Annotated in this window: 24 protein-coding genes; 15 read left to right on the top strand and 9 right to left on the bottom strand. The window is 63.4% G+C overall.

Annotated features, from left to right (window positions below):
• Positions 1–81: 81 nt before the first annotated feature.
• The 9 genes from mdcA (at position 82) to mdcH (ending at position 7,594) form a co-directional block, all read left to right on the top strand.
• Positions 82–1,743: a malonate decarboxylase subunit alpha gene (gene mdcA, locus PSO31014_RS10820; RefSeq protein WP_150551631.1), complete on the top strand. Its 1,662-nt coding sequence runs from the start codon at positions 82–84 to the stop codon at positions 1,741–1,743.
• Positions 1,743–2,651, top strand: coding sequence for a triphosphoribosyl-dephospho-CoA synthase (locus tag PSO31014_RS10825; protein WP_150551632.1), 909 nt, complete (start codon positions 1,743–1,745; stop codon positions 2,649–2,651). Before mdcA ends, PSO31014_RS10825 begins: the two co-directional genes overlap by 1 nt.
• Before the next feature lie 11 nt (positions 2,652–2,662).
• Positions 2,663–2,965: a malonate decarboxylase subunit delta gene (locus PSO31014_RS10830; RefSeq protein WP_150551633.1), complete on the top strand. Its 303-nt coding sequence runs from the start codon at positions 2,663–2,665 to the stop codon at positions 2,963–2,965.
• 12 nt (positions 2,966–2,977) lie between these two features.
• Positions 2,978–3,832 (top strand): biotin-independent malonate decarboxylase subunit beta, encoded by an 855-nt coding sequence (locus tag PSO31014_RS10835; protein ID WP_150551634.1) that lies wholly within the window; start codon positions 2,978–2,980, stop codon positions 3,830–3,832.
• Positions 3,829–4,650, top strand: a complete 822-nt coding sequence (gene mdcE / locus PSO31014_RS10840; protein ID WP_150551635.1) for a biotin-independent malonate decarboxylase subunit gamma — start codon at positions 3,829–3,831, stop codon at positions 4,648–4,650. Before PSO31014_RS10835 ends, mdcE begins: the two co-directional genes overlap by 4 nt.
• A 179-nt stretch (positions 4,651–4,829) precedes the next feature.
• Positions 4,830–5,225 carry a malonate transporter subunit MadL gene (madL, locus tag PSO31014_RS10845; RefSeq protein WP_017235504.1) on the top strand — a complete coding sequence of 132 codons (396 nt, stop codon included), beginning with the start codon at positions 4,830–4,832 and terminating at the stop codon, positions 5,223–5,225.
• Positions 5,226–5,238: 13 nt separating this feature from the next.
• Entirely contained in the window at positions 5,239–6,003 is a 765-nt protein-coding gene (gene madM, locus PSO31014_RS10850) for a malonate transporter subunit MadM (RefSeq protein WP_150551636.1), read from the top strand.
• Complete coding sequence (locus PSO31014_RS10855; RefSeq protein ID WP_174976473.1) at positions 6,000–6,659, top strand: malonate decarboxylase holo-ACP synthase; 660 nt, start codon at positions 6,000–6,002, stop codon at positions 6,657–6,659. Before madM ends, PSO31014_RS10855 begins: the two co-directional genes overlap by 4 nt.
• The gene (gene mdcH, locus PSO31014_RS10860; RefSeq protein WP_150551637.1) at positions 6,656–7,594 is read left to right on the top strand and encodes a malonate decarboxylase subunit epsilon; all 939 of its coding nucleotides are present in this window, start codon (positions 6,656–6,658) and stop codon (positions 7,592–7,594) included. Before PSO31014_RS10855 ends, mdcH begins: the two co-directional genes overlap by 4 nt.
• 22 nt (positions 7,595–7,616) lie before the next feature.
• On the opposite strand, the gene yddG is transcribed toward mdcH, so the two are convergent.
• Both yddG and pdxR (PSO31014_RS10870) read right to left on the bottom strand, forming a co-directional pair.
• Positions 7,617–8,537, bottom strand: coding sequence for an aromatic amino acid DMT transporter YddG (yddG, locus tag PSO31014_RS10865; protein ID WP_150551638.1), 921 nt, complete (start codon positions 8,535–8,537; stop codon positions 7,617–7,619).
• 82 nt (positions 8,538–8,619) lie between these two features.
• Entirely contained in the window at positions 8,620–10,155 is a 1,536-nt protein-coding gene (pdxR, locus tag PSO31014_RS10870) for a MocR-like pyridoxine biosynthesis transcription factor PdxR (protein WP_150551639.1), read from the bottom strand.
• 297 nt (positions 10,156–10,452) lie between these two features.
• On the opposite strand from pdxR (PSO31014_RS10870), the gene tauA reads away from it, so the two are divergent.
• From tauA to PSO31014_RS10890, 4 genes are all read left to right on the top strand, one after another.
• Complete coding sequence (gene tauA / locus PSO31014_RS10875) at positions 10,453–11,511, top strand: taurine ABC transporter substrate-binding protein (protein ID WP_150551640.1); 1,059 nt, start codon at positions 10,453–10,455, stop codon at positions 11,509–11,511.
• A 79-nt stretch (positions 11,512–11,590) separates the two neighbouring features.
• Positions 11,591–12,415 carry a taurine ABC transporter ATP-binding protein gene (locus PSO31014_RS10880; RefSeq protein WP_150551641.1) on the top strand — a complete coding sequence of 275 codons (825 nt, stop codon included), beginning with the start codon at positions 11,591–11,593 and terminating at the stop codon, positions 12,413–12,415.
• A gap of 140 nt (positions 12,416–12,555) precedes the next feature.
• Positions 12,556–13,371 carry an ABC transporter permease subunit gene (locus PSO31014_RS10885; RefSeq protein WP_130027702.1) on the top strand — a complete coding sequence of 272 codons (816 nt, stop codon included), beginning with the start codon at positions 12,556–12,558 and terminating at the stop codon, positions 13,369–13,371.
• A gap of 243 nt (positions 13,372–13,614) precedes the next feature.
• The gene (locus PSO31014_RS10890) at positions 13,615–15,018 is read left to right on the top strand and encodes an amino acid permease (protein WP_017235495.1); all 1,404 of its coding nucleotides are present in this window, start codon (positions 13,615–13,617) and stop codon (positions 15,016–15,018) included.
• Positions 15,019–15,165: 147 nt separating this feature from the next.
• On the opposite strand, the gene PSO31014_RS10895 is transcribed toward PSO31014_RS10890, so the two are convergent.
• The 4 genes from PSO31014_RS10895 to PSO31014_RS10910 all read right to left on the bottom strand — a co-directional run bounded on the left by PSO31014_RS10895 (position 15,166) and on the right by PSO31014_RS10910 (position 19,649).
• Entirely contained in the window at positions 15,166–16,053 is an 888-nt protein-coding gene (locus tag PSO31014_RS10895) for an ABC transporter permease (protein WP_150551642.1), read from the bottom strand.
• Positions 16,054–16,056: 3 nt separating this feature from the next.
• On the bottom strand, positions 16,057–17,286 hold the full coding sequence (locus PSO31014_RS10900; protein WP_246176603.1) for an ABC transporter permease: 1,230 nt from the start codon (positions 17,284–17,286) through the stop codon (positions 16,057–16,059).
• A 137-nt stretch (positions 17,287–17,423) separates the two neighbouring features.
• Positions 17,424–18,458, bottom strand: coding sequence for an ABC transporter substrate-binding protein (locus PSO31014_RS10905; RefSeq protein WP_150551644.1), 1,035 nt, complete (start codon positions 18,456–18,458; stop codon positions 17,424–17,426).
• 57 nt (positions 18,459–18,515) lie between these two features.
• Positions 18,516–19,649, bottom strand: coding sequence for an ABC transporter ATP-binding protein (locus PSO31014_RS10910; RefSeq protein ID WP_150551833.1), 1,134 nt, complete (start codon positions 19,647–19,649; stop codon positions 18,516–18,518).
• Between the two features lie 171 nt (positions 19,650–19,820).
• Here PSO31014_RS10910 and pdxR (PSO31014_RS10915) point away from each other — a divergent pair, with 171 nt between their 5' ends.
• Both pdxR (PSO31014_RS10915) and gabT read left to right on the top strand, forming a co-directional pair.
• Positions 19,821–21,329: a MocR-like pyridoxine biosynthesis transcription factor PdxR gene (gene pdxR / locus PSO31014_RS10915; RefSeq protein WP_150551645.1), complete on the top strand. Its 1,509-nt coding sequence runs from the start codon at positions 19,821–19,823 to the stop codon at positions 21,327–21,329.
• A gap of 233 nt (positions 21,330–21,562) precedes the next feature.
• Complete coding sequence (gene gabT / locus PSO31014_RS10920) at positions 21,563–22,846, top strand: 4-aminobutyrate--2-oxoglutarate transaminase (protein ID WP_150551646.1); 1,284 nt, start codon at positions 21,563–21,565, stop codon at positions 22,844–22,846.
• A 36-nt stretch (positions 22,847–22,882) separates the two neighbouring features.
• Here the strand turns inward: gabT and PSO31014_RS10925 are convergent, their stop codons facing one another.
• From PSO31014_RS10925 to PSO31014_RS10935, 3 genes are read right to left on the bottom strand one after another with little or no spacing between them, the layout of a single operon-like run.
• Positions 22,883–23,890, bottom strand: a complete 1,008-nt coding sequence (locus PSO31014_RS10925) for a CobW family GTP-binding protein (protein WP_343039580.1) — start codon at positions 23,888–23,890, stop codon at positions 22,883–22,885.
• 5 nt (positions 23,891–23,895) lie between these two features.
• The gene (locus PSO31014_RS10930) at positions 23,896–25,563 is read right to left on the bottom strand and encodes an amidohydrolase (RefSeq protein ID WP_150551647.1); all 1,668 of its coding nucleotides are present in this window, start codon (positions 25,561–25,563) and stop codon (positions 23,896–23,898) included.
• Positions 25,563–26,984: a sodium:solute symporter family protein gene (locus PSO31014_RS10935; RefSeq protein ID WP_150551648.1), complete on the bottom strand. Its 1,422-nt coding sequence runs from the start codon at positions 26,982–26,984 to the stop codon at positions 25,563–25,565. Before PSO31014_RS10935 ends, PSO31014_RS10930 begins: the two co-directional genes overlap by 1 nt.
• Positions 26,985–26,993 lie beyond the last annotated feature (9 nt).

The following is a 26,993-nucleotide window of genomic DNA, read 5'->3' on the forward strand; positions in this document are numbered from 1 at the left end:
AGACACCTAAGTTGATTGAAACGATGGGTTTTGACGCATAGGTTAGAGGCTACTGACGACTCAATGGCTGGAGCCTCCGACATGCAAGAGATGCCCACAATCCCGGCGAAATGGCGTCGCCGGCGCGACGAAAAAGCGCGCCGCCTCGCGGCCGCCCGCAGGATCGCCCACGGCAAGGTGATCGAGACCGGCGACATCGTGGCGGCCCTGCAAGCGCTGATCGCACCGGGCGACCGCGTGGTGCTCGAAGGCAACAATCAGAAGCAGGCGGATTTCCTCTCGCGCTCACTGGTGCAAGTCGATCCGGGCATCGTGCACGACCTGCACATGATCATGCCCAGCGTGGGTCGCGCCGAACACCTCGATCTCTTTGAAGTCGGCATCGCCCGGAAGCTGGACTTCTCCTTTGCCGGACCGCAGAGCCTGCGCATCAGTCAGTTGCTCGCCGACGGACAGTTGGAGGTCGGCGCGATCCACACCTACATCGAGCTTTACGCGCGGCTTGTCGTGGACTTGATCCCGAACGTCGCCCTGGTGGCAGGCTTCAAGGCCGACCGCGCCGGCAACATCTACACCGGCCCCAGCACCGAAGACACACCGGCGCTCGTGGAGCCTGCGGCATTCTCCGACGGCATCGTGATCGTTCAGGTCAACGAGATCGTCGACGACGTGACCGACCTGCCGCGCGTCGACATTCCCGCGTCGTGGGTGGATTTCGTCGTCGTGGCCGACAAGCCGTTCTTCATCGAGCCGCTGTTCACGCGCGATCCCCGACTGGTCAAACCCGTGCACGTCCTGATGGCGATGATGGCCATTCGCGGCATCTACGAGCGTCACAACGTTCAGTCGCTCAATCACGGCATCGGCTTCAACACCGCGGCCATCGAACTCATTCTGCCGACCTACGGCGAGCGCCTCGGACTCAAAGGCAAGATCTGCCGGAACTGGACGCTCAATCCCCACCCGACCCTGATCCCCGCCATCGAATCGGGATGGGTCGAAAGCGTGCATTGCTTCGGCACCGAGCTTGGCATGGAGCGCTATGTGGCCGCGCGTCCGGACGTTTTCTTCACCGGTCGCGACGGGTCGCTTCGCTCCAATCGGATGCTCTGCCAACTGGCCGGTCAGTACGCGGTCGATCTGTTTATCGGTGCCACGCTGCAAGTCGACGGCGACGGACACTCGTCCACGGTGACGCGTGGTCGGTTGGCCGGCTTCGGTGGCGCACCGAACATGGGACACGATCCGCGCGGGCGCCGTCACGCCACGCCGGCCTGGCTCGACATGACGCAGCCGGACACCCTGCTCGAACGCGGCAAGAAACTGGTCGTTCAGATGGTGGAGACGTTCCAGGAAGGCGGTAAGCCAACGTTCGTCGAAACGCTGGACGCCGTTGCTGTCGCCAAACAAAGCGGCATGCCACTCGCCCCCGTGATGATCTATGGCGACGACGTGACCCACCTGCTCACTGAAGACGGCATTGCCTACCTCTACAAGGCACGCTCGCTGGAAGAGCGCCGCGCCATGATTTCGGCGGTGGCCGGCGTCACCGCGATCGGCCTGAAGCACGACCCGGCCGATACGGCCAAGATGCGCAGCGACGGCCTTATTGCCTTGCCCGAGGATCTGGGCATTCGTCGCACGGACGCGAGCCGCGAGTTGCTCGCCGCCAAGAGCATCGGCGAGCTGGTGGAATGGTCGGGGGGCCTCTACGACCCGCCCGCGCGCTTTCGGAGCTGGTAATGGACAAGACCCTCATTCGACGGATCGAGTCGCCGTCCCAGCCGATCGAGATCGCAACGAAACTCGCCACGCTCGTCGAGTCCGCGCTGATCGACGAAGTGACGCTCTCTCCCAAGCCGGGCCTCGTCGATGTTCGCGGATGCGGCGCGCATCACGACCTCACCTGGGGCTTGATGGTGCAGTCGGCCAATGTCTTGCGGCCGACGTTCGAGGCCATGGCCAAGGCCGGTGTGTTGATCGAAAACCCAATGCGCCTGCGCGAGCAGATCGGCCGTCTCGGGCGCCTGGGGGAAACGGCAATGCTCGCGGCAACCCGCGGCGTGAACACCCACCGCGGGGCCATCTGGGCACTGGGCCTTTTGATTACTGCCGCAGCGCAATCGCCTAACGCGCTGAGCGCCCATGCCGTCGCGCGTCGCGCCGCAACGCTCGCGCGCCTGCCCGATCGCTTTGCGCCATGTGCCACTGGGCATAAAGGCGAACGCGCCTGCCTCGACTATGGCGTGGGCGGTGCGCGAGGTCAGGCATGGGCAGGCTTTCCGCACGTGACGAAAATCGCGCTGCCCGCACTCAGGCGAGCCCGCGCGGCAGGCATGCGCGAGGACCATGCCCGTATCGACGCCCTGCTCGCGGTCATGGCCACGCTGGATGACACGTGCGTCCTCGCTCGGGGTGGCCCCGACGCGCTGCATGCGATGCAGGCCGGCGCGAGCGCCGTTCGCGCAGCCGGTGGCCTGTCGACGACAGACGGCCGACGCAAATTTCGAAATCTCGAATCCGACATGCTGGCCCGACACATCTCGCCAGGCGGTGCCGCCGACATGCTGGCCGCCGCCCTGTTCCTCGACCGGCTATCCGCAAAGGGGTCGTCGTCGCGGCTTAACGAATCACCGTTTCTGAGTCTTTAGGAAGCACGTCCATGGAAACGCTTCAATTTCATTTCTCCGGCGGCGCACCCAGTGCGGGCCGAGCCTGCGTCGGTGTCGTCGGGTCGGGCGACCTGGAAGTCCTGCTGTCTCCGGGCGAGCCGGGGCGCATCCGCGTCGAACTCACGACCTCGGTCAACGGCCTGTCCGCGATCTGGCAAGCGCAACTCGAGCGCATCTTCGCATCGCACACTTGGCCAGCGCTGAACGTGGAAATCAACGATTTCGGCGCTACGCCGGCCGTCGTCCGCCTTCGCCTCGAGCAGGCGCGCGAAGCCCTCGAATCTCCTCAATAAGGGCCCATCGAGATGACGAATACTCCGATACAACGAGACAGCTTCATCGAACGCGACGCGCGCCGTCGCGCCCTCGCCCTGCTCGACCCCGGCACGTTCCGCGAGCTTCTGGATCCGTTCGAGCGATTGTCCTCGCCCTGGCTGCCCCGGCAAGGCATTGTTGCGCAAGCGGACGACGGTGTGGTCGTCGCCCGTGGCACGCTCGATTCGCAACCGGCAGTCGTCCTCGCCATCGAGGGCGCCTTCCAGGGCGGAAGCATGGGGGAAGTCTCCGGCGCGAAAATCGCGGGAGCCCTTGAGCTTGCCGTCGAAGACAACCGCCGAGGCATACCGACACGCGCGGTCATCGTCTTCGAGACGGGCGGCGTGCGTCTGCAGGAAGCCAATCTCGGCCTCGCTGCCATCGCGGAAATCCACGCGGCCATCCACGAACTCAGAACGTTCGGCCCCGTCATCGGCATCTCCGCCGGCGTGGTCGGCTGCTTTGGCGGCATGAGCATCGCCGCCGGCATGTGCAGCTATCTGCTGGTCACACGCGAAGCACGGCTCGGGCTGAATGGGCCCTCCGTCATCGAGCAAGAGGCTGGCGTCGACGAATACGACTCACGCGATCGGCCGTTCATCTGGGGTCTGACGGGCGGGGAACAACGAAAGGCGACAGGGCTTGTCGACGCCTGCCTCGACGACGACACCGCGGCGATTCGCGCGCAGGTGCTCGCGTGGCTGCGGGCCGACGCCCCGACGCCGCAGCGCAGCGAACAAATCGAGTACTACCTTGAGCGACTGATGCACGTCGATGTGACGAATCAGCCCACGCCCGAAGACGTGCGCGCGCTTTACGCCGCCCGCGCAGGAGACCTCTCATGAGCCGTTCCGAACTTTCCTCGCGAGGTGCCGTGTGGATGCACGCGTTGACGTGCGATGCTGCGCACCGCGCCGTCACCCATGACTACGGCGGCACGTTGCAGGTTGTGGATGCCTTGCTCGCCGAGTCCCCCGCTCGCTTCATTGCCGTGGTTCCGGACGCGAACAACCGCTTTCCTCGCGCACGACATGGCGAAGTCGGATTGATCGAAGGATGGCAACTGGCGCGCGCCGTGCGGGGCGTGATCGCACGCGACCGGGACAGCGAGCGCAAAGCCGCCATCGTCGCCATCGTCGATGTGGCGAGCCAGGCTTACGGACGCCGCGAAGAAGCCTATGGCATTCATCTCGCGCTTGCGGCGGCGGCCGATGCCTATGCCGCGGCGCGTGTGGCAGGACACCCGGTGATCGGGCTCATCGTCGGGCGAGCGATGTCCGGCGCGTTTCTCGCGCATGGGTATCAGGCGAATCGTCTCGTCGCGCTCGACGACGCGGGCGTGATGGTTCACGCCATGGGGAAAGAGGCTGCCGCGCGCATTACACAGCGTTCGGTCGACGAACTCGAAACACTGGCCGAGGCCATTCCCCCGATGGCGTACGACATCGCCAACTTTGCGTCGCTTGGGCTGCTGTGGCGCCTGCTGAAGGTCGGTTCCGCCCAACAGCCCGAGCCGGACGACGTCGCTGAAGTGCGGCGCGTGCTGGCGCAAGCGCTCGCGGACATTCAGAGAGATCCGTCGCACGGTCTTTCCAGCCGACTCGGCGCGCCTTCCCGACAGGCCTCATCGACGGTACGCGAACGACTGAAGTCACTTTGGTAGTTCGCCCCCGACCGCCCGGCGAGAGCGCCGGGCCATCCTTAAGACTCACCGCCGCGCGCCTGGAGAGCGATTGTCGGCCCAGATATCCGATTCCCGTTTCACCCCTGAATCCGACGACTCGACGCTTGCCATAACACCAGAAAAGACAGTTCGTCATTGCTTCAACCAGGAGACAGCTTGTGATTATTTACGGTACGACCCTGCTCGCGATTTGCCATCTCGCGGGCATTTTCCTTGGCGACCTGCTCGGTCAGGCCATTGGCGTGAAAGCCAATGTCGGCGGCGTCGGTATTGCCATGCTGCTATTGATCTTCGCTCGGCTCTATCTGCATCGGCGCGGCCTCATGCCCGCGGCAACCGAAGCCGGTGTTTCTTTCTGGGGCGCAATGTATATCCCTGTCGTGGTCGCCATGGCCGCGCAGCAAGACGTTGTCACCGCCTTGCGAGGCGGTCCCGTCGCGCTGCTTGCCGCCGTGGGCGCCGTGCTGGTCTGCGGCGTCGCCATTGCGCTGATCAACCGAACGGGCAACGCGCAGCCGCTTCCGCCGCTGTCCGAGACGGCACAGAACGCTTGAGGGAGGATCAGTCATGCTATCCATGTTCGAGAAAATATTGCACCACAACGGATTGGTCACCGCCTTCGCCCTCGTGGGCATCATCATGGGGCTTTCCATGTGGGTGTCCCGACGGCTGACATTCGGGCGCGTACACGGTTCGGCCATCGCCATCATGATCGGCCTGGTGTTGGCCTATTGGGGCGGCGCCGCCTCGGGCGGACAAAAAGGACTTGCGGACGTCTCGCTGTTCAGCGGTATCGGACTGATGGGCGGCGCGATGCTGCGCGACTTCGCGATCGTTGCCACCGCGTTCGAGGTACAGGTCTCGGAAGCCCGCAAGGCCGGCCTGATTGGCGTTGTGTCCCTGCTGCTCGGCACCGTGCTGCCCTTCACCGTTGGGGCATCGCTCGCCCATGCGTTCGGCTACACCGACGCCGTGAGCATGACCACCATCGGCGCAGGTGCCGTGACCTACATCGTCGGCCCGGTGACGGGCGCCGCGATCGGTGCCAGTTCCGACGTGATGGCCCTGTCGATTGCCGCCGGGCTCATCAAGGCCATCATCGTCATGGTCGGCACGCCGTTTGCCGCCCGCCTGCTGGCGCTGGACAACCCGCGCGCCGCCATGGTGTTCGGCGGCCTGGCAGGAACGGTCAGCGGTGTGTCGGCGGGACTCGCCGCAACGGATCGCCGACTCGTGCCCTACGGCGCGCTCGTCGCGACGTTCCATACCGGCTTGGGATGTCTGCTCGGACCGTCGGTCCTGTTTCTTGCAACGAAGGCCTTTGTGCAATGACATCTGTCGGCGCTGTGCAAAGGCCACCGCTACGGCCCCACGATCTTCTCTGGTGTGACGATGTCGCGTTCCCGGAGGGGATCGCGGTGCCGGGGTGGGTGGCTGACGCACTGGCAAGCGGTACGCCTGCCGTCGTGCGCAGGGCACCGCTCGCGCAACCCGACCTCGTACCGGTCGGGTTGCGCGGATCGTCTCGCGACCAGCGCATCCCGGCGCACGTGTCGCGCCGATCGGTGCGCCGCATCGTTACGCCGGAATCGCTGCTCGATCGCGTCGCCGGGATCGAGCCCACAACACCGCTGCCGTGCCTCAGAGCCCTTCGTGATCTCGCCCCGGCCCTCAACGCGCTGGGATTGCATTGGGGACCCACGGGCGGCGTCGGCTTTGCGCTGGCCACTGGCTTGCCGGCCCTGCATCCGCAAAGCGATCTCGATGTCCTCATTCGCCTGCCGTTCCCGCCATCGGACGTGCAATGCGACGCGCTCGCATGGATCGCGCGCGACAGAGCCTGCCGGATCGACATCCAGATCGACACGGGACGCGGCGGCTTCTCGCTTCGCGAATGGCTACGCTCGCCGCCTCGCACGCTGGTGAAAACCGACCGAGGTCCAAAGCTGGTTGCAGACCCGTGGGGCGATGTCGGAGACACGGCGTGAGCGTCTTGTTCACCTATCCCGGTCAGGGGGGGCAGCGCCCTGGCATGCTGGGCGCATTGCCCGACACGCCCGAGGTCCAATCAACGCTGGCCGAAGCGCGCGATGCCACTGGCATCGATCCGATGACGCTTTGCAGTGCAGCGTCGCTACGCTCGACCACCGCCGTGCAGTTGAGTCTGCTGATCGCGGGGGTCGCCATGACAAGAGCGCTCGCCGCGCAAGGGGCCACACCGGACCTTGTGGCGGGCCACTCGATCGGTGCCTGGACGGCAGCCGTCGCGGCGGGTGCGTTGGATTTCAGGAATGCGCTGGAGCTCGTGCACCTGCGAGGCCGCTTGATGGAGACGGCCTATCCGCGCGGCTATGGCATGACGGTGATTACCGGATTGTCCGCAGCGGCGGTGGCTGACATTGTGGAGGCCGTTCACACCGACGCCTCGCCCGCTTACGTCGCGAATCTGAATGCCGAGCAACAAATCGTGGTGGCGGGCAACGATGCCGCGCTGGATCGTGTACAGGCGCTGGCGTCGAAAGCCGGTGCCGCACAGGCGGCTCGACTGGCAATGACGGTGCCGTCGCATTGCGCGTTGCTCACGGCTCAGGCGAGTACGTTGGCGGGAGCCACGGCGAAGGTTCGCATCCAGCGGCCAAAGATGACCTACGTCAGTTGCACCCGGGCGCGTGCGCTTTTTCGTCCCGACGACATTGCAGACGATCTCGCCTGGAACATGGCCCGTCAGGTGAATTGGTATGACACCGCGCGTCACGCATATGAGCGCGGGGCACGGCTCGCCGTGGAAATGCCGACGGGCGGCGTTCTGACCCGGTTGACACGGCCGATATTCGGGAACGACGGCGCCGTCGACAGTGCCAATGAAAAGGTGAGTTCCGTCGTCACGCGCATCGTTCGATGCCGCGGTTCAGATCGCGCTTGATCGCGGACCGCGCTCGCTGGCGTTATCGCGCATCGGCACACACGCTTTGCTGCCGTCGCGATCGTGTCGCCGTCCAGCACAGTATCGACCCGCCGCACACCATCGCCGCGCCTTGCCAGAACGCGTAGGACAACGGCGCGTGCAGGAGCATCGCAGAGATTGCCGCGGAAAACACCGGGATGAAATACGACGCCCCGGCCAGCACCGTCACATTGCCGCGCAAAATGCCGACGTTCCAGGCGGCATAGCCGAAACCCATCGCACACGCGGCCAACACCAGGTAGACGATGCCACTCACACTCAATTGCATCGGCCCACCGCCCGCCAACCCATACTTGGCCCACAGCGCCGCGGCAACCAACAGGAAGAAGAACGTCACGCCGTTCTTGCCCTCGGCGTAGCGCGTCGTCACCGTGCAATAAGCCGCCCAGATCACGGCGCCCGCGAACGCCAGGCCGTAACTCAGCGGGTTGGCGAGCACGTTGGACGCCATCTCGGCGATGTCGAGGCCATGATCGCCGCCCAGTACCCAGCAGATGCCGAGCATCGACAGGAAGAACCCCGGAATCACCCAGAGATTCGCGCGCTGCTTGTTGAAGACGATGGCCGAGATCAGCGTGAACGTTGGCCAAAGATAGTTGACCATTCCGACTTCGATCGCCTGCTGCGCACTGTTCGCGTAGCCGATCGACAGTGACAGGCACAGCTCATAGGCCACGAACAGCAGACTTCCCACATACAGATACCGCTTCGGGAACGTCTTGAGTTGCGGGAAACCAACGGAGAAAAGCAGAAACACCGAGGCCACGGTGTACATCATCGCCGCGCCGCCAGTCGGCCCGAAGCTCTCGCTCACGCCGCGAATCAGCCCGATGATCGAACTCCACAACATCACGGCCATCAACCCAATGAGCGTCGCCCGGTTCTTGCGCTTGCTATCCATGCTCCCTGCCTGCCTCCACGTTCAACGATGTCGCCTGCCGACGCATCATAAGCCAGCAACGTCCGCTGCCTGCCGGCCGCCCCTACCCCTCCGCCATCGTCTCGCGAAGTACCTCGGCCAGCGCGATGATGCCCGACTCGATGTGCTCGAGCCGTATCGACGAAAAGCCCAGGCGGAACCGGTTGAGCGGCGGCGTATCGCCCATGAAGAAAATGTCGCCCGTCTCGATGAGAATGCCGCGCACCTTCGCGCGCGCCGCCAGCACGTTCGCGTTAAGCGTCGGTGGCCCTTGCACCCAGCACGACGCCCCGCCCTTCACCTGCACGAACGACACCTCCGGCATATGCGCGGCAAGCGCCGCGCTCAGCACCTCGGCTCGCTTCGCATAGGTGTCGGCCAGACGACGCAGCAAGGCGTCGTGATGGCCCAGCGCGAGGAACATCGAAAACGAGCGTTGAATGAAGGCCGACGGATGGCGAATCATCAAGCGGCGCAACGCCCGCAACTCCGCCACCAGCGCCGCCGGCGCCACGATATACCCCAGGCGCAGCCCAGGGGCGAACGACTTGGACAAGCTCCCGATATAGATCACACGGTCGCTGCGATCCAGGCTCTTGAGCGCCGGGATCGGAATGTCCGAATAGCTGTTTTCGCTCTCGTAGTCGTCCTCGATCACCACGAAGTCTTCGGCTTCCGCCCGACGCAGCAACGCCTCGCGATTCGCCAGCGGCATCGTGGTCGTCGTGGGGCACTGGTGCGACGGCGTGACGTATACGTAATCGCACTGCGACAAGCGATCGTCGACCGGCAGACCCGACTCGTCCACGGGCAAGCCCACGAGCTTCGGCGTGCGTATCGCGAAGATGTTGCGCGCGTCCGGGTAGCCCGGGTCTTCGATCCCCACCGTCGTGTGCGCCCCGACCAGCAAATCCGCCAGTAGATACAGCGCCTGTTGCGCCCCATTGGTGAGCACGATCTCGTCGGCGTCGGCCCACACGCCGCGTCGCGGCAGCACGCGCGTGCGGATCTGCTGGATCAGTGTCTCGTCGTCGCGCGCGATCATGTCCGGCGCCCAGTCGCGGATCTCCATGACCGTGAGTGCCTTGTGGCAACACTCCCGCCAGTCCGCCGTCGGGAACATGGTCGGATCGAACTGGCCGTAAATAAAGGGGTACTGATACTTCTGCCAATCGATGGGCTTCACGATGTTGCGTTGCCCCGACGGACGCACCACGTAGCGCCCCTCCCAGTCCGGTGTCGCCGGATCCCGTGGCGCGATGGTGCCAGCGGCCAACGCCGGCACATCGCGCGCCGGCGTGACCTGCGACCCGACGCGGGGCGCCAGAATATCGCCGTTGACGAAATATCCGCGCCGCTCCCGCGCAATCAGGTAGCCCTCGTCGACCAGTTGCTGATAGGCGAGCACCACCGTGTTGCGCGCCACGCCAAGCCCTTCGGCCAACTCGCGCGACGACGGCACCGCAGCGCCGCGCATCAGCCGCTCGTCGAGAATCGCCGACACCAGCATCTGGCGAATCTGGCTTTGCAAACTCATGCCGGCGTGCGCCGACATCTGAAACAACTGGTTCCACATCGCCGCGGAAATCCGGCTCGACATCGCGCCCCCTCTCGACTCACCCTTCCAGAACATCAATTATTACTCAAGTGACGGTGACATCCCTTCCGAGTTGGGGTTTATCCGCAGTCGTGTGAAATCGCGTCGGAATCCAGCATTCATGCGGCTTGCGAGCCGATTTCGGGTCAACTGGACCAGTTGGCATCATCAAATGCGGCCAACTGGCTCTAACGAACAAAAAGGCTGGCGGCAATGATGCAATCACTTGGCGCCGATTCTTAACAGCGTGTGCGTCAAACCCGAGTGTTCTACCGAAAACTTTCCCATTAGAGGTGAACCATGATTGGACTTCCGAACCGGCTGCGACGGGTGTTCGCCGCCACGGCACTGGCGGCAGCCGCGCTCCCCGCTGCGCTGACGCTCGGGCTTACGCTGCCCTCGACGGCGCAGGCGCAGGAAAAAGAGGTGACGATTGCGTACCAGCAAATCGTCGATCCGTGGCTGGTCGCCATTACCGGCGGCGAGTTCGAGAAGACCACCGGCTACAAGATCCACTGGCGTCAGTTCGAGTCGGGTGCCAAGGTTGCCACGGCCCTCGCCTCCGGCGACATCAAGATCGGCGTGCTCGGCTCCAGCCCGATGGCCGCCGCCGTCTCGCAGGGGCTCGACCTGCAACTGTTCTGGATTCTCGACGACATCAACCAGGCCGAGGCCATGGTCGTGCGCAACGCCTCGAACATCAAGTCGCCTGCCGACCTGAAGGGCAAGAAGATCGGGGTGCCGTTCGTCTCGACCACGCACTACCACACGATGTTCGCGCTGCAACAATGGGGTATCAAGCCGACCGAGGTGAAGGTGCTCAACATGCAGCCGAACCAGATCGTGGCGGCTTGGGAGCGCGGCGACATCGATGCGGCCTACGTCTGGGATCCGGCGCTCGCGCAGATCAAGAAGAGCGGTCACGTGCTGATCACCTCCGGCGAACTGTCGAAGCAGGGCAAGCCGACGTTTGACGGCATCGCCGTCGACCGCAAATGGGGCGAGGCGAACGCCGACTTCATGGCGAAGTTCGTCAAGGTGATCGCCGACGCCGACGCGGCGTACCGTGACCATCAGGCCGCCTGGACCGCCACCTCGCCACAGGTCAAGGCCATCGTGAAGATGATCGGCGGCAAGCCGGAAGACGTTCCCGGCGCGCTCTCGCTCTACGCCTTCCCCTCGGCCCAGCAGCAGGCCTCGGCCGAATGGCTGGGCGGCGGCAAGGACAGCCGCGCCGCCAAAGCCCTCAAGGACACTGCGGAGTTCCTGAAGGGTCAGCAGAAGATCGATGCCGTCAAGGCCGACTACACGCCGTATGTCACGTCGCGCTACGTCGACGCCGCACTTAAACTGAAGTAAGCCGTACCGGGGCGGTCACGCCGAAAGTTCAGGCGCGACCGCCCCTCCCCGATCGCTCGATCGACAGGAGAAGGGCTTCATGGAACAACTCATCGTCAACGACGTCAGCGTCGTCTATCCCGGCCGGCGTCCCGGCGAGCAGGTGCAGGCGCTCGCTCACGTCGATCTGACCATCGCACCCGGCGATTTCGTAGTGGCGCTCGGCGCCTCGGGTTGCGGCAAGACCACGCTGCTCAGTCTGATGGCTGGCTTCATCGCGCCCACGTCCGGCGAATTGCTGCTGGGCGATGCCCCGATCGAAGGCCCTGGCGCCGATCGCGGCGTGGTGTTCCAGAAGCACGCGCTGCTGCCGTGGCTCAACGTGATGGAGAACACCGAGTTCGGGCTGAAGCTGCAAGGTGTGTCGAAGACGGAACGGCGAGCCATCGCGGCACGCAATCTCGCGCTGGTCGGGCTGCAGGATTTCCACAATCACATGATTTACCAACTCTCCGGCGGCATGCAGCAGCGGGTGGGCATTGCACGCGCGCTCACGTGCAATCCGTCGATGCTGCTCATGGACGAGCCGATGGCCGCACTCGACGCGCTCACGCGCGAAACCATCCAGGAACTGCTGCTCGACGTGTGGCGCGAGACCGGCAAGATGATCTTCTTCATCACGCACAGCGTCGAAGAAGCCCTGTTTCTCGCCAGTCGCCTGATCGTGATGTCGCCGCGCCCCGGACGCATCACGCACACGTACGAACTCGACTTCAACCAGCGCTATCTCGAATGCCGTGACGCGCGCACCATCAAGTCCAGCCCGGATTTCATCGCCATGCGCGAGACCGTGCTCAGCATCATCTACGGCGACGAACGTGCGGGCCAGACGACGACGTCGAATGCCAACGCGGTCGCAGCCTGATCGCCGCAGGAGAGAACACCATGATGACCAAACCCGTCACCCCTCACCCCACGCCGCCCGCCACTGCGGCCAATGCGCCCGGCGCGCGCCGCCCGGCGGTTGCGCCCCGTACACCGCGTCGGCGCGGTTTCTTCGCTCGCATGTTTGCCCCGCGCCCGGTCAAGGCCGGTGAGTCGTTCGGCGCCCCCGGCCAAGGCCCGAGCCTGGCGATCAGCGTCGTGACCGTGCTTGCCCTGTTGCTGCTCTGGATCGCCATTACGTCGTCGGGCATGATCAAGCCGCTGTTCCTGCCGGGACCGCGCGCCATCATCGAGAAGTTCATGCAGGTCGCCACGGAGGGCTTTGCCGGCTCTACGCTGTGGGAGCACACGCTCGCGAGTCTGTATCGCGTCTTCGGTGCCTTTGCGCTGGCCTGTGTGACCGCCATCCCGGTGGGCATTCTCATGGGCGTGTCGCGCATCGGCCGCGGCGTGTTCGATCCGCCGATCGAGTTCTACCGCCCGCTGCCGCCGCTGGCCTACCTGCCGCTCGTCATCATCTGGTTCGGCATCGGTGAATTCTCGAAGGTGTTCCTGATTTACCTGGCCATCTTCGCCCCGCTGGCCATTGCGGCACGGGCAGGCGTGCGCTCGGTGTCGATGGAGCAGATTCACGCGGCCTATTCGATGGGCGCTTCGCCGCGCCAGATCGTCATGCACGTGATCGTGAAGTCGGCGCTGCCGGAGATCTTCACCGGCATGCGCATCGGCATCGGCGTGGGCTGGACAACGCTGGTCGCCGCCGAAATGGTGGCGGCATCGAGCGGACTCGGTTTCATGGTGCTCAACGCGGCGGAATTCCTCGCGTCGGACATCGTGATCATGGGGATCATCGTGATCGGCTTCTTCGCGTTCGGATTCGATCTGATCATGCGCTACCTCGAGCGCGTGCTGGTGCCCTGGAAAGGCAAGGTCTGACAAGACGTAAGCAGGTCCGTTGGTCATTACAAAAGACGCAGGGCGGCTCCCCCCGCCGCACCTGCCGTCAGATAAGGTCTTCAGGAGGTTGTGTGGTAGTCGAGACATTGCAGGTCGGGCGTGTTGCCCGTGAGCGGCGCGTTGTCGCATTGGCGGTTCCCCCCCGGTTCTTCCTCTCCCCTTGTTCCATCAGCGTCTCCGATAGCGCCGTACGCATCGCACGCCCCGTCACGGGAGGTCGTCATGGCCAATCGTGAACAGGGCACGCATCTGCAATCGAGCCTCAAGCAGCGGCACATGAGCATGATCGCGCTGGGTGGCGTGATCGGTGCGGGCCTCTTCGTCGGCAGTGGCGTGGTCGTGCATGCCGCCGGCCCGGCGGCCGTGCTGTCGTTCCTGATTACCGGCGCGCTCGTGGTGCTCGTGATGCGCATGCTCGGCGAGATGGCGTGTGCGCTGCCCGCCGTGGGGTCGTTCTACGAGTACGCACGGCTCGCCTGGAACGACAAGCCGGTCGGCGGTGAGCTGGCCGGCTTTCTGACAGGCTGGATGTACTGGTACTTCTGGGTGATCGTGGTCGCGGTCGAAGCGGTCGCGGGTGCCAACCTGATCCAGTTCTGGCTCCCCGGCATCCCCGCCTGGGCCATCAGTCTCGCGTTGCTGGTGGTGCTGACATTGACGAATCTGGTATCGGTGGCGTCCTACGGCGAGTTCGAATTCTGGTTCGCGTCGATCAAAGTCGCGGCCATCGTCGTGTTCCTGTTTCTCGGCGGGCTCTTTGTGTTCGGCCTGTGGCCGGGCGCGGTGGCAAGCACCGGACACCTGCTCTCGCACGGCGGCTTCATGCCCAATGGCATTGGCCCAGTGATGGCCGGTGCGGTCGCGGCGACCGGCTTTTACTTCGGCGCGGAGATCGTGACGATTGCCGCCGCCGAAGCGGCCGAGCCGCAGCAAGCCGTGGCGCGCGCCACCAACTCGGTCATCGGCCGCGTGCTGTTCTTCTACATCGGCTCGATCCTGCTGGTGGTGATGCTCGTGCCCTGGAACTCCGCCAGCATGGCCACGCCGTATGTGAGCGCGCTAGAAGCGATGCACATTCCGGCAGCGGCGCACATCATGAACGCCGTGGTGCTGACCGCCGTGCTCTCGGCACTGAACTCGGGCTTGTACGCCTCGTCGCGCATGCTCTTCGCGCTCACGCGCCGTGGCGATGCCCCGCGCTCGCTGGCCAAGCTCAATGCACGTGGCGTGCCGGTTCGCGCCATTCTCATCGGCACGCTGTTCGGCTATGCGGCCGTGGTGATGTCTTACGTGTCGCCCGATACGGTGTTCGCCTTTCTGGTGAACTCCTACGGCACGGTGGCGATCTTCGTGTACGTGCTCATCGCCTTCTCGCAGTTGAAACTGCGCAAGCGGCTCGAGCGCGAGGCGCCGGGCAAGCTCAAGATTCGGATGTGGGGCTACCCGTACCTCACCTGGGTCGCGATTATCGGCATGCTGTCGATTGTCGGGGCAATGGCCTTCATCCCGGACCAGCGCACGCCGCTAGCCCTCGGGGTGGCCAGCCTGACGGTCCTGCTCGTGGCGTTCACCGTCCGGTCGATCTGGCGCAAGCTGCGCTCGCCGGACCCGGGCTTCGAGATCTGAGATAGGTCGGTGTGACAAGGGCGGTGGCAGAGATGCTGTCGATGGGCGAACGTTCAAATTCCGACGACCGCTTGCCACCGCCCTCATTCGCGGACTACCGCTGGCATCCAGACGATGCGGCATGCCTTCGGACGGGCCAACGTGCGCTTATGTCGCGTTACGCTTGGCGCCTCGCCCCCGCAGCCACTCGAGCACAAGTAGCAGACATGTGGAAAAGACGATCAGGATGGTCGCAAGCGCAGCGATGGTCGGGCTGATGTTTTCACGAATCCCCGTAAACATCTGACGCGGCAGCGTTGCCTGCCCCGGTCCGGCGAGAAACAGCGTCACGACCACATCGTCAAACGAGGTCGCGAAGGCGAACAGTGCCCCCGATATCACCCCTGGCGCAATCACCGGCAGCGTTACGCGGAAAAAGGTTTCCAGGGGGCCTGCGCCCAGCGACAGGCTCGCACGCACCAAATTCTGATTGAAGCCCCGCAAGGTGGCCGACACCGTGGTGACCACAAACGGTGCGCCCAGCGCGGCGTGCGCCAGCACCATGCCCAGGTAAGTGCCGGCCAGCCCCAACGGCGCGAAGCACAGATACATGCCGACGCCGACCACGATCACCGGCACGATCATCGGTGACATCAGCACCGCCATCAGGATCGCCTTGCCGCGAAATTGCACCTGGTTCAGCCCCGTTGCAGCCAGCGTGCCCAGTATCGTCGCCAGCAAGGTGGCCAACGGCGCAATAATGAAGCTATTGCGTGCCGCCGACATCCACTCGTCGGAGTTAAACAGGTTGTGATACCAGCGCAGCGAGTACGCCGGGATCGGATAGACGAGAAAGGTGCTGTCCGAGAACGACAGCGGCACCATCACCAGAACCGGCAGCACGAGGAACACCAGCGTAAGCGCATTGCCCGCGCGCAGCAGGTAGTACCAGAGCCGCTCGACCAGGGAAACATAAGGCGGAAAGCGCGATGGACGACCAACGGTTGCCGGCGGCTCCTGATACGCGTTATGAGAGTTGATTGCTTGTTGACTCATCGCTCACCCCATGCCCAATTCCGCGCGCGTCAGGCGCCCGTAGACCACATACAGCACGAGCGTGGCGGCAAGCAACAGGCCGCCCAATGCACACGCCATACCCCAATTGATGGAAACGTTTGTGAAATAGGCCACGTAGTAGCTGATCATCTGGTCGTTGGGTCCGCCCAGCAACGCTGGCGTGATGTAGTAGCCGATCGACAGGATGAACACCAGCAGCGCGCCGGCGCCAACGCCCGGATAGGTTTGCGGCAAATAGACGCGCCAAAACGCCGCGAACGGATGACTCCCGAGCGAGACGGCCGCGCGCTGATACGTCGAGGGAATCGACTTCATCACGCTATACAGCGGCAAGATCATGAAGGGCAACAGGATATGGGTCATCGAGATGTACACGCCCACCCGATTGAACAGCAGCTCGAGGGGTGCGCGTGTCATGCCGCTCGCCACCAGTGCCTTGTTGACCAAGCCTTGCCCTTGCAGCAACACGATCCATGCGGCGACACGCACGAGAATGGACGTCCAGAATGGGATCAACACCAGGATCATCATCAAGTTCGCGCGCCGCCCCGGCAGCGTCGAAATCCAATAGGCAAGCGGAAAACCGATCAACAAGGCGAAGCATGTCACCACGGCGCTGATGCCGAATGTGCGCGCAAAGATGTTCAGGTAGATCGACGCGTCCGGGTCGGCCGGCACCACCTCGCCGAACGCATTCTGTCGATGGTCCAGCGCCGCAAGCACATAGAACGCAGAGTAGCGGCTGCTGTTCTTGGCGATCGCCCGCCAATAGGGCAGTTCGCCCCATCGCGCATCAAAAGTCACCAGCCGCTCGCGCGCTTGCGTGAGCGGCACTGGCTTGCCGTCGTCATCGGTAAACGGCAACGCCCGCGCCGTCTTCATCACGAGTGTGTGAAATCCGGGCAATTCCGTGTTGAGGCGTCGCGCCAGGCCGCCAAGGCTATCGCCGTCCTGTAGCGCCGTCAGATCACTCACCAGTGCGACGTACGCGGCGTCGCCGGGCAATTGCTTGCGATCCCAGTCGTGCAGCGTGCGGCTCGTGGTGGGCAAGGCGCCGACGACCTCGGGATTCTCGACCGCGCGAGTGAGTAGCATCGCAATCGGCACGACAAAAATCAGGAGCAGAAAAATCGCCAGCGGCGCAACCAAGGCCAGCGCCTTGATCCGCTTTCGATTCCGGGTCTGACGCAACTCGCCTTTAACGAGTCGCATGTTCTCGGCAACGGCCAGTGTTGCGGTTTGCATGTGGGAGATCTCTTTTCTCGACGTCGAATCCTGCGATTCCACTACCGTTTCGGGTTCGCTCGTAGGTGCCGCGCGAACCCGAAACATAGGCTTGCTACATCGTCTTATTTCGAGGCCCAGGCCGCGAAGCGTTGCTCGAGTTCATCGCCGCGATCCGTCCAGAAGTCGATGTTCTGAAGCACGGCAGTCTTCACGTTAGCCGGTGAGTTAGGCAAGTCTTTCAGGGTGGAGGCATCGAGCGACTTGACCGCCTCGTTGTTGACCGGGCCGTAGGCTATGTGCTTGGCATAGGCATTCTGCGCGGGTGCCGACAGCGAATATGCGATGTATTGCAGTGCCAGGTCCTTCTTCGGCGACCCCTTCGGAATCGCCCAGTAGTCGAGATCGTAGATACTGCCGTTCCAGACCACCTTCAGGTTCTTCCCCTCACGCTGCGCCGCATCGATGCGGCCGTTGAATGCCGTCGACATGACAACGTCACCGGCTACCAGGAACTGCGGCGGCTGAGCGCCCGCTTCCCACCACTGAATCGACGGCTTGAGTTCGCTCAGCTTCTTGAAGGCTCGATCGACACCCTCCTTGGTCGACAACACGCGATAGACATCCTTGGGCGCAACGCCGTCGGCCATCAGCGCAAATTCAAGATTGCCGCGTGCGCCCTTGCGCATCGCGCGCTTGCCCGGGAATTTCTTGGTATCCCAGAAATCGGCCCAACCCGTCGGCGCAGTCTTGAGCGCGCTCGCGTTGTATGCCAACACCGTCGACCAGATGAAAAAGCCTGCGCCACAGGTCTGCACCGCTGCGGGCGTGAATCCATTCTTCGGCCCGATCTTGCTCCAGTCGAGCTTTTCGTACAATCCCTCGTCGCAGCCACGGCCAAGGTCACCGGACTCGACTTCGACCAAGTCCCAATTCACATGCTTGGCTTCGACCATGGCCTTGACCTTGGCCTGCTCGCCGTTGTACTCGACGCTCGTCACATGATGACCGGTGGCCTTCTCGAACGGCTGCACGAAAGCCGCTTTCTGGGCGTCGCCGTTGGCACCGCCGAAGTTGACAACGGTCACGTCGGCGGCTTGAGCAACGCCGAACAGCATGGCGCTGGCAACGACGAATACTGTGTTCACAACCTTCTTCATTTTCAACTCCTGTTGATGATCAGACGGACAACTAGACGACGAAACTGGATATCTTGATCAAGTGAACACGCGCAGATGTTCCGGCTCGAATGCGAGCGCGACCGGTACGCCCGGCACAAAATGCTCGAGCGCCGGCGTTCCCAGCGGCACCTTCACGAAGCATTCGTCCTGCTGCGGCAATTGGCACCGCATGCGCACGTGGTCGCCGAAATAGATCAGGCCGGCGGCACGTCCCACCACGCCATTAACGCCGCCGTCGACCGACGAAGCGGGGTCAATCAGGCGCATGCGTTCGGGGCGGATGCATGCGTTCACCACTTCGCCAATCTCGGCGCGACGGCCCGTACCGCCGACGTCGCGAGCCGCCGGCGCGTGAATGCTCATGCCACGAACCTCGCTTCCGTCCGCGAGCCGCAACGTGCAGTAGTCGTCCCCGAGTTGCGAGACCACACCGCGCAGGCGGTTACTGTCGCCAATGAAGTTCGCAACGAATTGATTGCACGGCGACTCATACAAGCGGTCCACGGTATCGAGCTGCTGTACATAACCTTGATCGAACACGGCGACACGATCGGACATCGTCAACGCTTCGCCCTGATCGTGCGTCACATACACGAACGTCACGCCCAACCTCTCGTGCAACGCCTTGAGTTCCAGTTGCATGTGTTCGCGCAGTTGCTTGTCGAGCGCACCCAGCGGCTCGTCCATCAACACTAGACGCGGCTCGAACACCAGTGCGCGCGCCAACGCGATACGCTGCTGCTGCCCCCCCGACAACTGCGCCGGATAGCGCTTGCCAAAACTCCCCATCTGCACCATGTCCAGCGCCGCGGCAACTCTCTTCGCACGGTCGGCGCCAGGCACACGGCGCACCTTCAGCGGGTATTCAACGTTCTGCGCCACACTCAAGTGCGGAAAAAGTGCGTAGTTCTGAAAAACCATGCCGATATTGCGTTGATGCGGCGGCACCGTGTTGAGCAGCACACCGTCGAGCCAGATCTCTCCGCCAGTGGGGTACTCGAACCCGGCCAGCATCATCAGGCAAGTGGTCTTGCCCGATCCCGACGGCCCCAGCAAGGTCAGGAATTCGCCTTGGTAGATGTCGAGGTCGAGTTGTTTGACCACCAACGTTTCGCCGTCGTAGGTCTTGCTCACGCGACGAAAACTCACCAGTACCTGTTTGCTGTTCACCATCGCGGGCCTCTTCATCCCTGGTTGATATGCGCGCACCGAAGCGCGACAAGCCCAATGCGCTTAGGGCGTCACGACGTTTGCGACGCCGTGGAACTTAACTTGCATCTGAATATAGACTGACTTGGCCCTACAATAGGGAACCATTTCTTTATTCTGGATGGGACCACTTTGGACGCAATCATTCTGTCGGACTGGCTGATCCAGCATCTCGACAAAGCGGGCGGCGAGCCGGCATATCGCCAGATCAATAGCCTGCTTCAGCAGGCCATCCTGAGCGGCCAGTTGCCGCCCGGCACGAAGCTGCCCTCCTCGCGAACGCTCGCCGCCGATTTGCAGGTGGCGCGCAATACCGTGCTGCATGTCTATGACCAACTGACTGCCGAGGGCTATGTCACTTCGTCCACGGGCAGCGGCACCTACGTGGCGGATACGCGGCCTGCGCGCGGTGTCGATACGGCCGCCTCGGAGATGACATCGCACGAGAAACCGCACAAGCGCTTGTCGACGCGGGGGCAGCAAATGATCGACCAGGCGGGCGTATCAAAGCGACAATGGGGTGCTTTCATGCCCGGCGTACCGGACACCTCCGAATTCCCGAGCAAGACATGGAACCGCCTCCAAGCCAAGCTCTGGCGCCAACCCAGCCATGAACTGCTGACGTATGCATCGGGCAGCGGCTACCGTCCGTTACGACGTGCCCTGTCGGATTATCTGCGCGTGGCACGTTCGGTCAATTGCAATCCCGATCAAATCATCATCACGACCGGCGTGCATCAGTCGGTCGACCTGGCAGTCAAGCTGCTGAGCGATATTGGCGACGTCGCGTGGCTGGAAGAGCCGTGCTATTGGGGTGTGCGCAGCGTGTTCCGGATGTCGGGCCTCGAACTGAAGCCGATCCCGATCGATACCGAAGGCCTCAACCCGAGCGTGGAAGACATGCAGGGCCCACCACCGCGCTTGATTCTCGTCACGCCGTCGCACCAGTATCCGATGGGGATGGTAATGAGCCTGTCGCGCCGTCGAATGCTGCTGGATTTCGCGAGCAAGCATCGTACTTGGGTGATCGAGGACGACTACGACAGCGAATTTCGCTATGGCAGCCGGCCGATCTCATCGCTACAAGGACTGGATACGGCAGGTCAGGTCATCTATGTCGGTAGCTTCGGCAAGACCATGTTCCCCGGTTTGCGCATGGGCTATATGGTCGTGCCCGAGAACCTGATCGAACACTTTCGCACCGGCCTGTCGGAGCTGTATCGCGAAGGCCAACTGATGCAGCAAGCGCTGCTGACCGACTTCATCATCGATGGCTACCTGACCTCGCACATCCGACATATGCGCGCGCTGTACGGCGAGCGGCGCACCTTGTTGATCGATACGATTCGCGCCAACTTCGGCGATGCGCTGCCGGTGATGGGCGACGAAGCCGGATTGCACCTGGTGCTTGGCCTGCATGGGCAGTCAAGAGACCCGCGCGACAACCCCATTTCGGATGAGAGAATTACCGACGAAGCGCTGGAAGCGGGCATCGTGGTGCGGCCTCTGACGCGCTATTACATCGACCCAGCCTCGGCACAATCGGGCCTGTTGCTCGGCTATGCGTGCGTGCCCAACCACCGTATTGAGCCCGCCTTCGACAGCCTCGCCCGCGTCATCGAAAAGCACCTGAAGCCGTAGACAAGCGCTGCCGAAAATACCCATGCTCAGCCATTCGGATCGGCGGGCGCGATTCTCCCTCAGCGACTGTCCATTCCCATCCGAGGCGAAGCCGCGCCTCATTCGCGAACAAAGCGGCTCCATTAAAGATAATGAAATGGCTCTTTTTTAAGAACCAGACCTGAGTATATTCCGAACTATCAGCCAGATCGTGTCGAACCTCGGCGCGGCAACCGGACCACTCAGGAGTCGAAATGTCGAATGCGGAATTTCACGCGCGCAAAAATGCCGCCACCCCACGCGGGATTGGAGTCATGTGCGATTTCTATGCGGAACGAGCGAAAAATGCGGAGCTCTGGGATGTCGAAGGACGGCGTTTCATCGACTTCGCCAGCGGCATCGCTGTGCTCAACACAGGGCATCGTCACCCCAAGATCGTAGCGGCGATTCGCGAGCAACTGGATCGCTTTACGCACACGGCATACCAGATCGTGCCGTATGAATCGTATGTGACGTTGGCCGAGCGCTTGAATGCCTGCACGCCGGGTGACCATTCGAAGAAGACGGCCTTCTTCACCACCGGCGCCGAGGCGGTCGAAAACGCGATCAAGATCGCACGTGCCGCCACGGGACGTACGGGGGTGATCGCATTCGGCGGGGCATTCCACGGACGAACAATGATGACCATGGCGCTGACGGGCAAGGTCGTGCCATACAAGAAGGGTTTCGGGCCGTTCCCTGGCGAGGTGTACCACGTGCCGTTCCCATCGGCACTGCACGAGATCGACTCGGCGCAGAGCCTGATGGCGATCGAACAGCTGTTCAAGAACGATATCGACCCGCAGCGGGTCGCCGCGATCATCTTCGAGCCGGTACAGGGCGAAGGTGGCTTCTACCAGGCGCCGCTGGAGTTCGTGCGTGCCTTGCACGCGTTATGCACGCAGCACGGCATCCTGCTGATCGCGGACGAGGTGCAAAGCGGTTTTTCTCGTACAGGCAAGCTTTTCGCGATGCAACACTACGACGTGATACCCGACCTGATGACCGTAGCCAAGAGTTTGGCAGGTGGCATGCCACTGTCGGCAGTCGTCGGTCGCACGGAGATCATGGATGCCGCCGCGCCGGGGGGGCTGGGCGGGACATATGCGGGGAATCCGCTGGCCGTTGCGGCAGCGCATGCGGTACTGGATGTGATCGAGGAAGAGCAGCTTTCATCGCGCGCCGAGACCTTGGGCAATCAGTTGAAGGCGCGCCTGCGCAAGCTACAGGCGTCGGTGCCGCAGCTTGTCGAGGTGCGCGGACCGGGCGCAATGGTAGCGGCGGAATTCCACGACCCCCAGACCGGGGCGCCGGCACCGGAAGTCGTGAAACGGATCCAGGCCCGCGCACTGGAACAGGGCCTGCTGCTGCTGAGTTGCGGTGCCTATGGCAACGTGATTCGCTTCCTGTTTCCGCTGACCATAGAACAAGCGGTGTTCGACGAAGCACTCGGCATTCTGGAGACAGCCTTGCTCGAACTTAGCGCCGTAACGGTCTGACCATACCTCGTTTCCACGCGCAGCAATTCACGCCGCCTATCGCATGGCCTCGTCGTCGCAAGCGCCTCGGAGAATGGCGGCTTCGAGCGCCTGCGTGAGCCGACGCTCGTCTTCGTCCGAAACAATGCCGATGAACACGATGACCGACGACGCGGCAGGGAGATCCGAGCGACGTGTGAGCATCGAACGACGCCCGACAACGTGCAGCTCGCTCATCTGCCCAGCCTGCAGCGCCACGAAGCCTTTCGCGCGCAGCAGTTTCTCGCCCAACAAGGCCAGCGCAGCCTTCAATCGCGACCGGTCGAATACGCCCCCCGTCTCGAAACTGAAGCTGCGCAGTCCGTGTGGCAACGCGCGCGATGCCGCGCCCATCGGGCGCGGGCTCAGCAGCCCGGGCAGGGTCATCCCATCATCGGGAAAGAGAATGGCGGGTGGCACGACACCTTGGGTCGCCGTGACAACGATCCGCGTTGCCCCCAGCGATGCCAGCCGTTCTCTGACGGCCTGCAACCTGGCGTCGCTCACCAGATCGGTCTTGGTCAGCACGAGCGTGCTGGCCGCCGCGATCTGACGCCGAACGATGTCGCCGACATAGCGATCGTCCAGCACGGCGTCGATGCCGTCGACGTCCACGGCCACCACGATGCCGTGCAGACGGAATGCCTTGTCGAGCAAGCCCACTTGCGCGATGCGCAGGGGATCGGACACACCGCTCGCTTCGATCACCAGCAAGTCGGGCCGCTGCGCGCGCTCGCCCAGCGAGATCAGCGTCTCGACCAGGCGTCCGCCAATGGTGCAGCACACGCAGCCGTTTTCGAGTCCGATCACGTCGTCGCCACGCTCACGGATGAGCGACGCGTCGACATTGATCGAACCGAAGTCGTTGACGAGCACGGTAACGCGCAAACCCTCGGCATTTTGCAGCAGCGCGTTGACGAGCGTGGTCTTGCCCGCACCGAGATAGCCGCCCAGGACGACCATCGGGATCGGCGGCCTGGGCGCCGCAGCGACCGCCGCGGGTGCGAGGGGTTGACTGCCTTGCATCGTCGTCACGCCGGGGCGCGGAACACCTCGCCCCCGAGCACCGTGCCCCACACCGGCATCTGTCGCAGGTCGTCGACGGGCACCTCGAACGGATCGGCCTCAAGGACGGCAAAGTCGGCGTACTTGCCGACTTCGACACTCCCGACCAAATGATCCATTCCCAACGAGAACGCGGCGCCCAACGTGATGGCGTGCACGGCGTCCGCCACCGGCAAGCGCAGCGACTCGCCCAACACGCGTCCCGACGACGTCTCCCGTTTGGCCGCGCACCAGGCGGTGAACAGCGGATTGAGCTGGGTGATCGGCGCATCCGAATGCAAGGCGAAAGGCAACCCGATCTGACGTGCAATCTCGGCGGCATCCATGCGGTTGGCACGATCCGGGCCCATCGTCTGCTGATAGTGCGCGTCGCCCCAGTAGTAGACGTGGTTCGCGAAGAAGTTCACACACATGCCAAGCCGTTGCGCGCGCGTGAGTTGCGCGGCATCCGCCATCTGGCAGTGCTGCAACGTGTGACGGTGGTCGACACGCGGATGCAGCGCCAGCATCGCTTCGATCGCATCGAGCACGACGTCGGTCGCCTCGTCGCCATTCGTATGAATATGCAATTGCAGGCCCGCCGCGTGGAACGGCATGAACGTCTCGACCAGTTGCGACGGGGGAATCAGCCAGAGCCCGTTGGGCTTGCCATTGTGGTATCCCGGCCAGCGCAGCCGCGCCGTAAAGCCTTGAATCGAGCCGTCGACGATGAATTTGACCGGCCCGTAATGAAGCTTGTCCGTGTTGCCCTCGCGCGCGCTCAACACGCGTTGCGGCCCGCCCTCCGGGCAGCGCTGCGGCGCAAACGCCGGCACGATGCGGATCGGATATGTCGGGTCACCTGTCGCCTCGCGAAGATTCGCATTGCCCGACGGCGTCAAGTCGTTGACGAGGTCGGTGGCCGTCGTCACCCCGGCGAGCTGCGCAACGCGTCCGAAATTCCAGATCGCGCGAACACTCTCGCTCGCTGCAATCGATAGTCCTTCCCCAATGACCCGATACACCGGAAACATCGCCGCGAACTCCTGCAATTCACCGGTCGGCTCGCCATCAGTGCCCATGACGACGCCTTCGACATCGGTGTCGCCGTCGATGCCCGCCAGCGCGAGCATTGCCGAATTCACATTCATCAGATGCACACTGGCATGCAGGATCGCAATGGGCCGGGTGGCGGACACGGCATCGAGGTCCCGCGCGACGAGCGGTGCGCCCTCGAAGAAGATCGGGTCGTAGCCCCAGGCCAGCAACGGCTTGGGGTCGCCGGTCATGCGTTGCTCAGCCTCGCGCAGGCGCTCCAGCACGGCGGCCGGCGACTTCAACCCTTCCCACAAGTGTCCATCGGGGCCGCGCCGGTCGTAGTAACCCACGTAGACGGCATCCCACATCGCGCCCTCCATGAGGTGGCAGTGCCCCTCCACCAGTCCGGGCATCAACACCTTGTCGCGCAATGTGTCGATCGGTGCCGCATCGGTCCAGCGACGCATGTCCTGCAAATCACCGACGGCCAGGATGCGGCCGTCGCACACGGCCACGTGCGTCGCGACGGGCTGCGCCGGGTTCATCGTCAATATCTTGCGGGCGACGTAGACGCGAATGTCGTCGCGGCTGGCTGCTGTGTTGTCTCTGTCTGTCATCACGACTTCTTGTAGGTGGAAAGCGAGCCGACCCCCGTGTCCATCGAACGCTCGCGACTGCCGCCAAGCAGCAGGTTGAGCACCGACATCACTACGATGTTGACGACCAGGCAGATCAGCCCGAGGTTCACGCCGCCAAGGTCCGGATTCTTGAAGTAAAGCACGAGCGCCAGCCCCTGACCGGCCAGCACGCCGGCCGCGACCGCCGACGCCCGGACACGCAGGCGCAAGACCACGGCGATCACGCCCGGCAGGAATTGCGTCACCCCGTAATACGCCATATTGATCAGCGTCAGCATGAGGTTCGGTGTGAGCAGCGTAAGCACGATGGAGCCCAGCAGATACAGCACGATCACGACCTTCGAGCTGGCTTTCTGACGATGTTCAGGCATGCCCGACAGGATGTTTCGCGTGACGATGGGGCCCAGCGCAAGGCAGATCCCCGCGAGCACCAGCAACCCCGACAACGCCGCGCCCGCGGCCACGAGACCTACCAGCCACGACGGCAGCAATTGCGTCACTGCGGCGAAGAACGCTTCGTTCGGCGACGCCAGCGTGATGTTCCGGCTGATCGCGTAATACGACGCCAGCACGAGGAACGGATACATCAGCATGTACAGCGGCATGGCGACCTGCGTGCGGCGAATCGTCGACGCACTCTTCGCGGTGAAGAAGTTCTGCACGCCAAATGGCATGACGTACATGCCGAGCGACTGGAAGACGATGGTCGTCATGGCGAACGTGAGCTGTTGCGTGCTCATCGCGTTGCTCACGTGCTGGCTAGCGGCCTGGAACACCGGCGTCACGCCCACTTCCCACGCAACGGCCACCCCCGTGATGACGATGGCGGCGACCATCAGCACGTCCTTGAGTACGGCGATATAGGCCGACGCGCGCACGCCTGCAATGGCGATGTAGATGAAGGCCAGCATCGCCGAAAAAGCGATGAGCCAAAGCGGCTGGAAGTTCCACCCCAGCCCCTTGAGCGCCGCCACCAGACCGGTGAACTGCAACTGGCCCCAAGGCAACAGGAAGACGATGGCGGTCACCGCCACCACCAGTTCGAGAAAGCGATTTTGAAAATGCCCCTTGAACAGATCGGGCAGTGTGATCGCGTTGTAGCGTTTGCCCGCATCCCAGATCTTCGGGCCGAGGAAATATCCGACCGGATAGGCCAGCAGGATGTAGCCGAGAAACCAAACGCCATACGTCGGCCCCTTGGCGTAAATGCCGCCGGGAAAGCCGACCATCGTGCCAATGCTGTAGATCTCGCCGGCCGCGAGGAAGAACACGAGCCACGCGCCGAACTGGCGTGACGCGACGAAGAAATCGTGCACGCTCTGCGGGCCGCGTCCACCGCGCGCTCGCAAGGCGAGATAGACCGACAACAAGATGAAGCCGGCAAAGATGAGGGTTGCCATCGACGCAAT

The organism is Pandoraea soli, from assembly GCF_902459595.1.
In the GTDB taxonomy this organism is placed as follows: Bacteria; Pseudomonadota; Gammaproteobacteria; order Burkholderiales; family Burkholderiaceae; genus Pandoraea; species Pandoraea cepalis.